Consider the following 12946-nt stretch of genomic DNA (forward strand, 5'->3'; position numbering starts at 1 on the left):
GCCCTCAACCGAAGTATGTAGCGGATGCACAGCCCAAATCCAGACATGTCTCAACTGTTCGCGGACCGTCAGGCCCAGCGCAGTGCCCTGCATAATCGGTATCTGAACGAGCAGTTCGTTCGGGTTCTCAAGACCATCGGCTACGACGTCGGCTTCCAGAAGGGGCAGGGGCAGTACCTCTACGACCGCGACGGGGCGCGCTATCTCGACCTGTTGTCCGGCTTTGGCGTGTTTGCGATCGGGCGCAATCATCCGGTCATGCGCGATGCGCTCAAGAGCGTGCTCGATGCCGACCTGCCCAACCTCGTCCAGTTCGACGTCTCGACGCTCGCCGGCGTGCTCGCCGAGCGCCTCCTGAAATACGTTCCCTATCTCGACAAGGCGTTCTTCGCCAATTCCGGGGCGGAATGCGTCGAGGCCGCGATCAAGTTCGCACGTGGCGCCACCGGCCGTCCCGGCATCGTCTATTGCGCCCACGGCTATCACGGCCTGACCTATGGCGCGCTGTCGCTGACGGGTGACTCGAACTTCCGCACCGGTTTCGAGCCGCTGCTGCCCGGCTGCACCCCGGTCCCCTTCAACGATCTCGCCGCGCTCGAAAAGGCGCTGGCCTCGCGCGAGGTCGCGGCCTTCGTCGTCGAGCCGATCCAGGGCAAGGGCGTCAACATGCCCACCGACGAGTTCCTGCCCGGTGCGGCAGCACTCTGCAAGAAATACGGCACGCTGTTCGTCGCCGACGAGATCCAGACCGGCATGGGCCGCACCGGCCGCTTCCTCGCGGTCGAGCACTGGAACGTCGAGCCCGACATGGTGCTGCTGTCGAAGTCGCTGTCGGGCGGCCACGTGCCGGTCGGCGCGGTGCTGACGCGCAAGGGCATCTTCGACAAGATCTTCAACCAGATGGATCGCGCGGTGGTGCACGGCTCCACCTTCTCCAAGAACGATCTGGCGATGGCCGCGGGCATCGCCACGCTCGATGTCATGGAGTCCGAGAAGCTGATCGAGTCCGCCGCCAAGCGCGGCGCCGAGCTGCGCCTTGCGCTGACGCGCATGGTGCCCGGCTACGAGCTGATGAAGGAAGTGCGCGGCAAGGGCCTGATGATCGGCGTTGAGTTCGGCCCGCCGAAGTCGCTGCGCCTGCGGGCGTCCTGGAACGTGCTGGAGGCCGCCAACAAGGGCCTGTTCTGCCAGCTCATCACCGTGCCGCTGTTCAAGGATCACAAGATCCTGACGCAGGTCGCCGGCCACGGCAGCCACACCATCAAGCTGCTGCCGCCGCTCACCATCACCGAGGAAGACTGCGGCTGGATCGAGCGCGCCTTCGACGACGTCATCGCCGGCAGCCACAAGGTCCCCGGTGCGATCTGGTCGCTCGGCAAGACGCTGGTGGACAACGCGGTGCGAAGGTCGGCTTAGGCACCGTCCGCGTTATCGATATAGTTTGCGGGAGCGCTTGGCCTCGCGCAATGCGGGCAAGGGTAGAGATCTCGTTCTATGCGATCGATGATTGCGCTTGTCTCGGTTCTCTTATTTCTGACGTTCGCGATATCCGTCTCTTTCGCTTGGCTCAGCTATGATAGTTACAAGCGATCGGTGCCTAAACCCCACATAGTCGGACCTCTCACCGCCATACGTGCGTCCATGCGTACAGTGCACCTTCCTTACGAGCCTGCTCTGTCCGAGGCCTGCTTGATGTACCTTAAGCGCTTCAGGATCGCGGCCATGGTTGCCGCCATGGCGTCGATCCTGATGGTGGCATTTGTCGTGGCAGTGCGAGCGCTTGATCTCCAGCGTCACCTTGACTGAAGAAGCTACCCCTCCACATTCACCTTCATCGCCGCCCCGAACTTGTCGACGAACTCGGCGAGCTCGTCGGCGCCGAGATCGCTGACCGCCCAGAAATTCAGGCCGCGATCGCCCCAGCGGCGGCAGTTGAAGCCCTGCATGGTCTGGGTCTTCGGCGGCCGGTGTTCGGTGCTCGAGGTCTGCGACACGAACAGGTTGATCACGTGCTGCCGGCGCCGGTAGACGACGGCGCCGATGGCGCGGGCGTCGATATAGTCGAGCCGGCCGCCGACCAGCGTAAAACCCTGCGCGGTGAGGTCGATCACGGGCGGGGCGACGTCGAGCTTGCCGTTGAACCAGGGTTTGACGGTGTGCTGGTCGGTCGAGATCACGTCGGTGAGATGGCCGGCCTGAAGCGAGCGTAGATGGGCGGAGACGACCTCCGACAGGATGCGCTGCTGGTCGTCCTGGCGCAGCACCACGGCGACGACGCCGGAGGCGGCGAGCGCGGAGACCGCCGAGCCCATCGCAAAGCCGCGCAGCACGGAGCGGCGGGTCGGTTGCAGGCGCTGCGGCTGAGGCATCGAGGCCTCGATGCGGGCGCGCAGGCTCGCCGGTGCGGTGTAGCGCAGATTGGTGTCGGCCAGCACGCGCTGCATGTCGCGTTGTGCCGCAAGCTCCGCGGCGCAGGCCGGGCAGCCGGCGATATGGGCTTCGACTTCGCGCGCGTGGCCGGCATCGAGCTCGTTGTCGATCAGCGCGTGAAGCAGGATTCTTGCCTCGTCGCAGGTCATCTTGGATGCTCCTCTTCCGCCGTCCAGGCCGCGCGCAGCATGGCGCGGGCGCGGGCGAGGCGGGACATCACGGTGCCGACGGGGGCGCCGACGGCCTCGGCGATTTCACGATAGGACAGGTTGTTGATCTCGCGCAGCACGAAGGTTTCCTTGAACGGCTCGGCGAGCGTGTCGATCAGCTTGCGGATGGCGCCGGCATCGCGGCTGCGCAGCACTTCGGTTTCCGGGCTTGCCCCGGTCTCCTGCCAGATCGGCGTCTGCTCGGCGGCGCCGGGCGTATCCTCGATCGCGCTGGGCCTGTGCGCGCGACGCGCATATTCTGCGTTGCAGACGTTGCGCAGGATCGCGAACAGCCAGGGCTTCATCGCCGGCCCGCGATAGCTGTCGAAGTGCTTCAGCGCGCGCAGATAGCACTCCTGCACCGCGTCCTCGGCATCGGAGGCGTCGCGCAGCAGATAGCGCGCGAGCGTGTAGACGTCGTCGAGATAGGGCAGCGCCGCTTCGCGGAAGCGCTGCGCCTTCTGCAGATCGTCGGTGGCGGGCATCGCTCCTCGCTTTGCCTCTTGTTCTGCCTGTGGCTTCGTTCCGTCCCTGTGTGTGACGGAACGCACACGAGCCCGGCCGGCGTGGGACCACCGGCCGGGCAAGACGTTGATGCCTTGGTTGGAGACGTTACTCAACCTTGATCATCCCCGTCATGTGCGGGTGCAACGAACAAAAATATTTGTAGTCGCCCGCATTGGTGAAGGTGAACGAGAACTTGTCGTCGGTGTCCAGGGTCTTGGACCTGAACTTGCCGGCCGAGACGATCGTGTGCGGGATGTCGTCCCGGTTGGTCCAGGTCACGGTGGCGCCGACCTTGATCTTGAGTTCGGCCGGCTGGAAAACGAAGTTGTCGATGTGCACGTCCATGTCGTCGGCACGGGCGGTTGTTGCGGGCAGCAGGACGGCCGCGGCCAGAGCGAGACCGAGGTCGACGCCGAAGTCGCGGCGATTGAGTGTCTTCATTGTCAGCTTCCATTCAACCTTGGATTCAGCCCTGGAGCGGCGTGTCGATGATCGCGAGCCGCTGCTCGTTCTGCTTGAAGTTGATGCTGGCGACGCCGAGCATCGAGCGCAGCCTTGCGTCCTCGACCTTCATCGGTCCGGGCGAAGGAGCTGCCCCCGGCGCCGGCTGCGGGAAGGCGGTCGAGCGCGCGGTGTGGAAGGTGACGTTGCCCTCGACCTTCTGCATCACCTGGTGGATGTGGCCGTTCAGCACGGTGACCGAGCCGAAGCCCTTGACGTATTCGAGCGCGCGGCCGCCATCCTCGGTGCCCCAGCCCCATTCCGGATAGACGGTCCAGAGCGGGATGTGGGCGAACAGCACGACCGGCGTCGATTTCGACTTGCCGCGGAGATCGTCCTCCAGCCAGGCAAGCTGCTCGGCGCCGAGATTGCCGAGGCCGCCGGCCTTGAGGTCGACGACGTTGACGAGGCCGACGAAGTGCACGCCGCCGGCATCGAAGGAGTACCAGCCGTGCCCCTTGGTGCCGCGGCCGTAGCGCTCGCGATAGAGCTTCACCTCCTCGTCGATGAAGTCATGCTCGCCGGGGACGTAGTGCACGTCGAGCTTGGTCTGCGAGATGATGCGTTCGGCATTGTCGAACTCGGCGGCCTTCGACAGATGGGTGATGTCGCCGGTGTGGATCATGAACGACGGCTTGGCCGGCATCGCGTTGATCTTGTTGATGGCTTCCTCCAGCGTGCCGAGCGCGTTGGGATTGGCCGGCTTGTCGAAGCCGACATGGCTGTCGCTGATCTGGAGGAAGGTCATGCCGGGCGCGGCCGCGGTCGCGGCCTGCGCGGAATCGATGATGCCGAGCGAGCGCGGCACGCCGCCCGTGATGGTCCAGAGCACCCCGGTGCCGGCCCAGGTCATGCATTCCAGCACCTTGCGGCGGTTGACGCCGTCATCCCCGTGATCGTGTCCGCTCATCGCAACGTCTCCACTTCGCCCGGAATTGGGCTTCGGGGAGGTGATTGGGGGAGGGCGGGGTTTATTCCTGGATGGGATGACGATTTCGTGAAGTCGGAAGGTGGCGCGACTTGGAATGCATGGCAATCTTGACCTCGGAGGTCATTTTCTATGGCCGGGCCCAAAGCTAGGCTGGCCCCATGACAGCGCACCAGCTTCCTTTCGGGATCCTCTTGAGACGTTGGCGCGAGCGGCGACGCCTCACGCAGACCGATCTGGCTCTCGCGGCCAATAGCTCAACCCGGCATTTGTCATGCCTCGAAACCGGGAAAGCGCAACCAAGCCGGGCCATCATCAACCGTCTGACAGACCTTCTCGATGTTCCGCTTCGGGATCGCAACAGATTGCTGCTCGCGGCGGGGTTTGCGCCAGCGTACGAGGAGACGTCGATCGACGGCCTCGAAGCAGCGAGGGCGGCGATGGATCGCATTCTCCAGGCACACAAGCCCTTTCCCGCCTTCGCAGTGGATCGGCGTTGGAACGTGGTGCTTTCAAATGGCGCGCTTCCCCAGCTCTATGAAGGATGTTCGGAAGCACTCCTAGAGCCACCCATCAACGCGATGCGTCTCATGCTGCATCCGGAAGGCATGGGACCGCGAATCCTGAACCTCGCGGCATGGCGCGCCTATTGCTTGAGTGTGTTGCGTCAGCAGATCGAGGCCGGGGCCGATCCCTGGCTGCAAAATCTGCTCGCAGAGGTCGCAGCGTATCCCGCCCCGTCAGACTCGACCACCAGCATGGGCTTCGAGCAGTCCGAGCGGCTAGCCACCCCGCTGCGTATCACGACGCGCCTCGGCACCATGTCCTTTCTGAATACCGTGACCGTCTTCGGCACCGCCACTGACATCACCTTGGCCGAACTCGCCCTCGAAATGCTGTTTCCGGCAGACAACCGTACGATCGAGCTTGCAAACCTGATGCAGTCGGAGCTTGTCGATCAGGCATCGCCGGTCGCTGTCGAGAGGGGACGGGCAGGCGCCAGAGAGCACGTGCTCATGCGCAGATAGCGCCGCCCGATTCTCCACGAGGTCATCTGGTCTTCGGGGAGCGCTTCGGATCCGCCCTAATTGGTTCCCACACGCCGATTTTGCGCTCACTCGCCAGTATTCTCGGGAGAGCATCATGCCACGCGTGCCGGTAGGGACGGTTCAGTTGCACGTTGACGACATCATCGTGGTTGTCCCACGTCTCGTAGAGCATGAAGTGGTTTTCGGACGTCGGATCCTGGTGCAGGACCGCCTCACAATATGTCGTCTCGACCTTCATCGCGTCCAGGACTTCACAGAGGCGCTCCAGAAATTCCTCCCGCTTGCCGGGGACAACTTGAAACTCGATGGCATATGAAACGGGCATGAATCACTCCGCCTTCGTGTCGTCGGACATTGCGATGCGGGCCTGTCAGGCCGGATAGAACTGGTAGTCCTGGACTATCTTTCCAGCATCCGAGACGACAACGAATTCCAGGCCTTTGCCCAGCACGGTATCCGCGTTGGCCGGCAACATCTCCCAATAGAATGCCACCACGTTGCCTTCCCGGCGAGCGCCGGGCACTGCGCGAAAGCGATTTCCCGCATCGCGCACGAATTCGTTGTGCGATTCAATGATGCGCAGCTCGAGCGCATCATGCCCAACGACCTTGCGCGACTCGACATAGTGCTCACCTTGCGGAATCCATAATTCCGCGACTTGTCGCTTCCGCTTTTCAGAGTCCCGCTCGTTCCACACAGCCACATATCGATCGGCAAGCTCGTTCAAATTCATTTTCTGCTTCCTCGTCTTGCGTCACCCGCTGAGAGCGCAGACGCCTGTCCGCGCTGCGCCTGGCCCTCATACCTGCAGGCCGACGGGCGGTCGATGACGTGGGAAGTCAAAAACGAAATCATCCGACCTAAGGACTGGAAGTTCGACTTACTTCGCATCCTCCAAAATCATCGTCGCACCTTTCTCGGCGATCATTGCGGTCGGCGTGTTGGTATTGCCCGACGTGATCGTCGGCATGATCGAGGCATCGACGATGCGAAGGCCGCTGAGGCCGTAGAAGCGGAGGCGTTCGTCGACCACCGCCATCGGATCGTTCGCCGCGCCCATCTTCGCCGTGCCGACGGGATGGAAGATGGTGGTGCCGATATCGCCCGCGGCTTTGGCGAGCGAGGCATCGTCGTCGCCGACGGAAGGGCCGGGCAGATATTCGCTCGGGTGATATTTTGCCAGCGCCTTCTGCTGCATCAGGCGGCGGGTGGTGCGGATGGCGTCGGCGCCGACCTGGCGGTCGTCGTCGGTCGACAGGTAGTTCGGCGCGATGATCGGCTTCTCGTCCGGGCTCGCCGAGCGCAGCCGCACGGTGCCGCGCGAGGTTGGCTGCAAGTTGCAGGCGCTCACGGTGATGGCGGGGAAGCGGTGCAGGGGATCGCCGAACTTGTCGAGCGACAGCGGCTGTACGTGGAACTGGATGTTGGCGCGTGCGCGCGTCGCATCGGAACGCGTGAAGATGCCGAGTTGCGACGGCGCCATCGTCAGCGGTCCGCGGCGGCGGAAGGCGTAGTCGAGCCCCATCAGGCCGCGGCGGAACAGGTTGTAATAGGTCTCGTTCAGCGTGCGCACACCCTCGACCTTGTAGATCGCGCGCTGCTGGAGATGGTCCTGCAGATTGCGGCCGACACCGGGCTTGTCCATCATCACGTCGATGCCGAGCGGCGACAGCCAGTCGGCAGGCCCGATGCCGGAGCGATGCAGCACTTGCACCGAGCCGATCGCGCCGGCCGACAGGATCACCTCGCGCTTCGCGCGCGCTTCGATGATCTCGCCGTTCTGGACGAAACGCACGCCGACGGCGCGGCCCTGCTCGATGATGAGACGGTCGACCAGCACGTGCTTCTCGAGCCGCAGGTTGGGCCGGTTCAGCGCGGGCTTGAGGAAGCCGCGCGCCGAGGACCAGCGCCGGCCGCGCTTCTGGTTGACGTGGAAATAACTGGTGCCTTCGTTGTCGCCGGTGTTGAAATCCGGGATGCGCTTGATGCCCATCTCTTCTGCGGCATCGCCGACGGCATCGAGAACCTCCCACGACAGCCGCGGCGCCTCGATGCGCCAGCCCCCGCCGACGCCGTGATGCTCGCTCGCGCCCAGGAAGTGATCCTCGATCCGCTTGAACAGCGGCAGCACGTCGTCATAGCCCCAGCCGGTCATGCCGAGCTGGCGCCAATGGTCGTAATCGGCGGCCTGTCCGCGCATCGAGATCATGGCGTTGATCGCCGAGCAGCCGCCGATCACCTTGCCGCGGGGATAGGCCAGCGCGCGGCCGTTCAGGCCCGGCTCGGCCTCGGTCTTGAACATCCAGTCCGAGCGCGGATTGCCGATCGCGAAGAGGTAGCCGACCGGAATGTGGAACCAGATCCAGTTGTCGTCGCCGCCGGCTTCGAGAATGAGGACGCGATTTTTCGGATCGGCCGACAGGCGGTTGGCGAGAATGCATCCTGCCGTGCCTGCCCCGACGACAATGTAGTCAAACTCACCTTCGAGCCGCCTTGGCATTCTGCTTCCACCCGGATGGTCACTTGATGTTCCGTCCTAATAGGCAGACGCAGCGGTTCGGGACAAGTCCGGCCATGACGAGAGGGCAGGGCTCCCCCCGATCCGCGGCGGTTAGGTGGACTGCGGCTTGCATGGTAGACAGTCCTGTATTCCCAACAAAGCTTGAGACCATCCATGCCCATCGTGAACCGCGTCGCCGACCTTCAACCCGATATTCAGGCCTGGCGCCGGGACATCCACCAGCATCCCGAATTGCTGTATGACGTTCACCGCACCGCAGCATTCGTCGCGGACCGCCTGCGTGAATTCGGCTGCGATGAGGTTGTGACCGGCCTCGGCCAGACCGGCGTGGTCGGCGTGATCAAGGGCAACAAGCCAGCCGGCGAAGGGCTCAAGACCATCGGCCTGCGCGCCGACATGGACGCGCTGCCGGTCGAGGAGCAGACCAACCTGCCTTACGCCTCGAAGAATCCGGGCAAGATGCACGCCTGCGGCCATGACGGCCACACCGCGATGCTGCTTGGGGCGGCCCGCTACCTCGCCGAGACCCGCAATTTTGCCGGCGATGCTGTCGTGATCTTCCAGCCGGCCGAGGAGGGCGGTGCCGGCGGCGCGGCCATGGTCAAGGACGGGCTGATGGAGCGCTTCGGCATCGAGCAGGTCTACGGCATGCATAACGGCCCGGGCATCCCGATCGGCTCGTTCGCGATCCGGCCGGGCCCGATCATGGCGGCGACCGACGAGGTCGATATCATGATCGAGGGCCTCGGCGGCCATGCCGCGCGACCGCACAAATGCATCGATTCCGTGCTGGTCGGCGCGCAGGTGATCACCGCGTTGCAGTCGATCGTGGCGCGCAGCGTCGATCCGCTGGAATCGGCGGTGATCTCGATCTGCGAATTCCACGCCGGCAACGCCCGCAACGTCATTCCGCAGACCGCGACGCTGAGGGGCACCATCCGCACGCTGTCGCCGGACGTGCGCAAGCTGGTCGAGAAGCGCGTGCACGAAGTGGTGGCGGGCGTGGCGCAGATCACCGGCGCGAAGATCGACCTGCACTACAAGCGCAACTATCCCGTCGTGAACAACCACGCCGCGGAGACCGAGGTGGCGCGGCGTATCGCAAGGCAGGTCGCGGGCGAAGCCAATGTGCACGAGATGCCGCCGCTGATGGGCGGTGAGGATTTTGCCTATATGCTGGAAGCGCGCCCCGGCGCCTTCATCTTCTGCGGCAACGGCGACAGCGCCGGCCTGCATCACCCCGCCTATAATTTCAACGACGAGGCGATCGTGTTCGGCACGTCCTACTGGGTCAAGCTGGTCGAGGAGTCGCTCGCAGCGTCGTAGGCGCGGCGTCCTTCACCTCGCCCCGCTTGCGGGGCGAGGTCGGATTTTTCGCGAAGCGTAAAATCCGGGTGAGGGGGACTCTCCGCGAGTCCGTCTCTCACCGTGATCGCGGAGGCAGCCCCTCACCCCAACCCTCTCCCCGTAAGAACGGGGAGAGGGAGAGGAGAGGTCTTCAGAAGATTCGCGAGAAGATCACGTAGAGCGTGGCCGACAGCATGATCGCGCAGGGCAGCGTCAGCACCCAGGCCATCAGCAGGTTGCGGATAGTCGCCATCTGCAGGCCCGAGCCGTTCGCGGCCATGGTGCCGGCGACGCCGGACGACAGCACATGGGTTGTCGAGACCGGCAGGCCGAACACGTCGGCGGCACCGATCGTGGCGGCGGCGACGAGCTCGGCGGAGGCGCCCTGTGCGTAGGTGAGATGGGTCTTGCCGATCTTCTCACCGACCGTGACGACGATGCGCTTCCAGCCGATCATGGTGCCGAGGCCGAGCGCGATGGCGACCGCGATCTTCACCCAGTTCGGGATGAACTTCGTGGCGGCGTCGAGCGAGCCCTTGTAGGCGTTCAGGGTCGCGACCTCGTCCTTGTTGAGATCGTTCTCCTTGTCCTTCATCAGGAAGCGGATCGCTTCCGAGGTCAGGTACATGTCGTTGCGGGTGTTGCCGACGGCTTCCGCTGGCACCTTGTTCAGCGTGCCGTATTTGGCGACCTGGTCGCCGACATCCTTCACCAGCACGGCGAGCGAGGGATAGGTGCCCTCGTTGATCTGATGCAGTGCGATGTACTGCGTCACCGCCGGACGGGGATCGCCGATGATGCTGTGCCCGGCGCCCTTGGCCGAGATCACCCTGGCGGCGGCCTCCGAGGTCTTCTGGAACTGGGCGACCTGGGATTCCGGTAGAGCGCGGTTGAGCGCGTAAGCGGTTGGAACGGTGCCGATCAGGATCAGCATGATCAGGCCCATGCCCTTCTGGCCGTCGTTCGAGCCGTGCGCGAAGCTGACGCCGGTGCAGGTCAGGATCAGGAGGCCGCGGATCCAGAGCGGCGGAGCCTTGTTGCCTTCGGGCGCGGCGTACAGAGCCGGGTTGCGCACGATGAACTTGAGCACCAGCAGCAGCACGGCGGCGCAGGCGAAGCCGACCAGCGGCGACAGCAGCAGCGCGTAGCCGATCTCGGTAGCCTTGCTCCAGTCCACGCCCGAGGTGCCGTCGCGGCCGCGCATCACGGCGTTGGCGATGCCGACGCCGATGATGGAGCCGATCAGCGTGTGCGAGGAGGAGGCGGGCAGGCCGAAATACCAGGTGCCGAGATTCCACAGGATCGCGGCGATCAGCAGCGCGAACACCATTGCGAAGCCGGCGCTGGAGCCGACCTGGAGGATCAGCTCGACCGGCAGCAGCGAGACGATGCCGAAGGCGACCGCGCCGGAGGACAGCAGCACGCCGAGGAAGTTGAAGAAGCCCGACCACATCACGGCGACTTCAGCCGGGAGCGAATGGGTGTAGATCACGGTCGCCACCGCATTGGCGGTGTCGTGGAAGCCGTTGACGAATTCGAAGCCGAGCGCGATCAGCAGCGCGACGAACAGCAGGATGTAGGGCAGGAAGGTCGTGACCCGCGTGCCGGTCGCGTTGACGTCGGCATAGATGCTGTAGGCGACGAACAGCAGGCCCGCGGCGAGGATGCCGAAGAACAGGATCATCGTCAGCGGATTGAAGCCCTTGTCGAGATTTGGCCGCGAGGCCGGCTGGATCGGCGCGGGATCGGCTACCGCGCGGTCGAATGCTACATCGGTCATGTCTGGACGCCCCTTAACTTTCAGGTAAGGGTATTGTCCGCGATGGATTTGAAGGCTGGATGACAAGCGGTGGTTGAAAGGCGTTTTCCCGCCCGTATTTAGGCGGCGCGCGCGGATTTCCTCTGCAGGCTGGCGGCGATCTTCAGGTCTTCGACAAAGCGCTGATATTCCAGCACTTTGGCTTCCGGGTCGGGCAGTCGCAGCAGATAGGACGGGTGCACCGTCACCAGCGCCTTGCGGCCGTCGGGAAGGTCGATGAGCCGGCCGCGGGTCTTGCCGATTGGGGTGATCTTGCCGAATACGCTTTGCGCGGCGGTGGCGCCCATCGCGACGATGAGCTCGGGCTGGATTGCCGCAACTTCCCGCTCATACCATGGCCGGCACGCTTTGATTTCCGGTGTTGCCGGCTTCTGGTGCAGGCGGATCTTTCCGCGCGGCATTTGAAGTGCTTCACCGCATTGGTGACATAGACCTTCTTGCGGTCGACGCCGGCTTCCTCCAGCGCGCGGTCGAGCATCTGCCCGGCCGGTCCGACGAAGGGATGGCCGGCGAGGTCTTCCTTGTCGCCGGGCTGCTCGCCGACCAGCATGATGGTGGCGTCTTTCGGGCCTTCGCCGAACACGGTTTGCGTCGCGTCCTTGTAGAGCGGGCAGGCACGGCAATGCGCGGCCTCCTCGCGGAGCGCTTCGAGATCGTTGGCGGCGGCTTTGTGTCCCATGATGGCTTCCGGACGTGGGGAGATCCGTCCGCCGGTCCAGCGTTCGGCATCGGCGAGCAGGGGTCCAAGTATCGATCCAAGTACCGATCCAAGTACCGATGCGTCCTGGAGGTTCCTCCGGAGCTTCACCGGCGCGTCGGTCGTCATCAGCCGGCCGGGCTGGAAATGGCGCCGCCAGGTTTCCTCCAGGCGGCCTGGGGCCGGCCACTCCGTCCGGCTGATTCCGGGCGTGAAGGAGATCGCGTGACCATTCCAATGGGCACAAACGTCAGGCGTGAGGATCGACCAGGGCATGTCGGCAAAACGACGCGCAAAGAACGGCGCGGCGAATGCGACGATGTGATGCTCCGGCTCGAACCAGGCGGCGTAATGCGCCTTCTGCTCGCGCCCGATCTCGCGGAAGCGGACGAGATCGCGCATCCGCTGTGCATCGCGCTGCACGCTGCCAGCCATCGCGGTTGCCTGCGCCACGTCGGGATCGCTCATCGTTACGAGCAGGTCGTGATCGGCCTTCAACCGCCAGAGCAGGCGATAGAGCAGCGCAAATCGCTCGCCCTCGCGATGCAGGATCGCGATGCGGGCAAGCTCGATGAAATTGGCCGGCACGGTGAACGTGCTCTCGGTCTCGATCGGCGGAAGGCTCGGCGCTTCGGACAGGCCGGGCGGCATCTGGTCTTTCGTCTGGCCTTGCACGTGCCACACCACGTCCGCCGGGGCGACGTGGTGCAGCGCGAATGCGCGTGCGGCTTTACGCCAGCCGTCGAAATCGGTCTCGCTGTCCAGGGTGACGAGGTACATGGCACTCGAATCCTCTTGATTCCGCTCATGAATCCATGGGCGCGCCAATTCGATTGACTCCAGGGGCGCCGTTAGCTGTATATTAGAACATATCATGAACAAATGAGCCAGCCGCTGGTTCTCTTTTTGAGAGCCACCGGCAATCACCTCTGAAGGAG

Annotated in this window: 11 protein-coding genes and 1 pseudogene; 3 read left to right on the forward strand and 9 right to left on the reverse strand. The window is 64.3% G+C overall.

Going from position 1 to position 12946, the window contains the following annotated elements:
- Positions 1–24 precede the first annotated feature (24 nt).
- Complete coding sequence (gene hpnO / locus ACE10W_RS11880) at positions 25–1416, forward strand: aminobacteriohopanetriol synthase HpnO (protein WP_011085794.1); 1392 nt, start codon at positions 25–27, stop codon at positions 1414–1416.
- Between the two features lie 395 nt (positions 1417–1811).
- Here hpnO and ACE10W_RS11885 read toward each other — a convergent pair whose 3' ends face one another.
- The 4 genes from ACE10W_RS11885 to ACE10W_RS11900 form a co-directional block, all read right to left on the reverse strand.
- Positions 1812–2579: an anti-sigma factor gene (locus tag ACE10W_RS11885; protein ID WP_028172322.1), complete on the reverse strand. Its 768-nt coding sequence runs from the start codon at positions 2577–2579 to the stop codon at positions 1812–1814.
- A complete protein-coding gene (locus ACE10W_RS11890) occupies positions 2576–3124 on the reverse strand; it encodes a sigma-70 family RNA polymerase sigma factor (RefSeq protein ID WP_028172321.1) in 549 nt (182 codons plus the stop codon). The genes ACE10W_RS11885 and ACE10W_RS11890 overlap by 4 nt, the downstream gene beginning before the upstream one ends.
- A 127-nt stretch (positions 3125–3251) precedes the next feature.
- Positions 3252–3587 (reverse strand): cupredoxin family copper-binding protein, encoded by a 336-nt coding sequence (locus tag ACE10W_RS11895; RefSeq protein ID WP_011085799.1) that lies wholly within the window; start codon positions 3585–3587, stop codon positions 3252–3254.
- A 25-nt stretch (positions 3588–3612) separates the two neighbouring features.
- A complete protein-coding gene (locus ACE10W_RS11900; RefSeq protein ID WP_011085800.1) occupies positions 3613–4557 on the reverse strand; it encodes a metallophosphoesterase in 945 nt (314 codons plus the stop codon).
- Positions 4558–4736: 179 nt separating this feature from the next.
- Here ACE10W_RS11900 and ACE10W_RS11905 point away from each other — a divergent pair, with 179 nt between their 5' ends.
- Positions 4737–5603 carry a helix-turn-helix transcriptional regulator gene (locus ACE10W_RS11905; protein WP_011085801.1) on the forward strand — a complete coding sequence of 289 codons (867 nt, stop codon included), beginning with the start codon at positions 4737–4739 and terminating at the stop codon, positions 5601–5603.
- A gap of 22 nt (positions 5604–5625) precedes the next feature.
- Here ACE10W_RS11905 and ACE10W_RS11910 read toward each other — a convergent pair whose 3' ends face one another.
- The 3 genes from ACE10W_RS11910 to ACE10W_RS11920 all read right to left on the reverse strand — a co-directional run bounded on the left by ACE10W_RS11910 (position 5626) and on the right by ACE10W_RS11920 (position 8124).
- Positions 5626–5949, reverse strand: coding sequence for a putative quinol monooxygenase (locus ACE10W_RS11910; RefSeq protein WP_011085802.1), 324 nt, complete (start codon positions 5947–5949; stop codon positions 5626–5628).
- A 45-nt stretch (positions 5950–5994) separates the two neighbouring features.
- Complete coding sequence (locus ACE10W_RS11915) at positions 5995–6357, reverse strand: hypothetical protein (RefSeq protein ID WP_011085803.1); 363 nt, start codon at positions 6355–6357, stop codon at positions 5995–5997.
- A 147-nt stretch (positions 6358–6504) separates the two neighbouring features.
- On the reverse strand, positions 6505–8124 hold the full coding sequence (locus ACE10W_RS11920; RefSeq protein WP_028172319.1) for a GMC family oxidoreductase: 1620 nt from the start codon (positions 8122–8124) through the stop codon (positions 6505–6507).
- 174 nt (positions 8125–8298) lie between these two features.
- Here ACE10W_RS11920 and ACE10W_RS11925 point away from each other — a divergent pair, with 174 nt between their 5' ends.
- A complete protein-coding gene (locus ACE10W_RS11925) occupies positions 8299–9471 on the forward strand; it encodes a M20 aminoacylase family protein (protein ID WP_011085805.1) in 1173 nt (390 codons plus the stop codon).
- 172 nt (positions 9472–9643) lie between these two features.
- Here the strand turns inward: ACE10W_RS11925 and ACE10W_RS11930 are convergent, their stop codons facing one another.
- Positions 9644–11272 (reverse strand): inorganic phosphate transporter, encoded by a 1629-nt coding sequence (locus tag ACE10W_RS11930; protein WP_011085806.1) that lies wholly within the window; start codon positions 11270–11272, stop codon positions 9644–9646.
- 98 nt (positions 11273–11370) lie between these two features.
- Positions 11371–12788: pseudogene (locus tag ACE10W_RS11935) on the reverse strand (UdgX family uracil-DNA binding protein).
- Positions 12789–12946: the final 158 nt, after the last annotated feature.

This window comes from Bradyrhizobium sp. B025, assembly GCF_042257955.1.
In the GTDB taxonomy this organism is placed as follows: domain Bacteria; phylum Pseudomonadota; class Alphaproteobacteria; order Rhizobiales; family Xanthobacteraceae; genus Bradyrhizobium; species Bradyrhizobium diazoefficiens.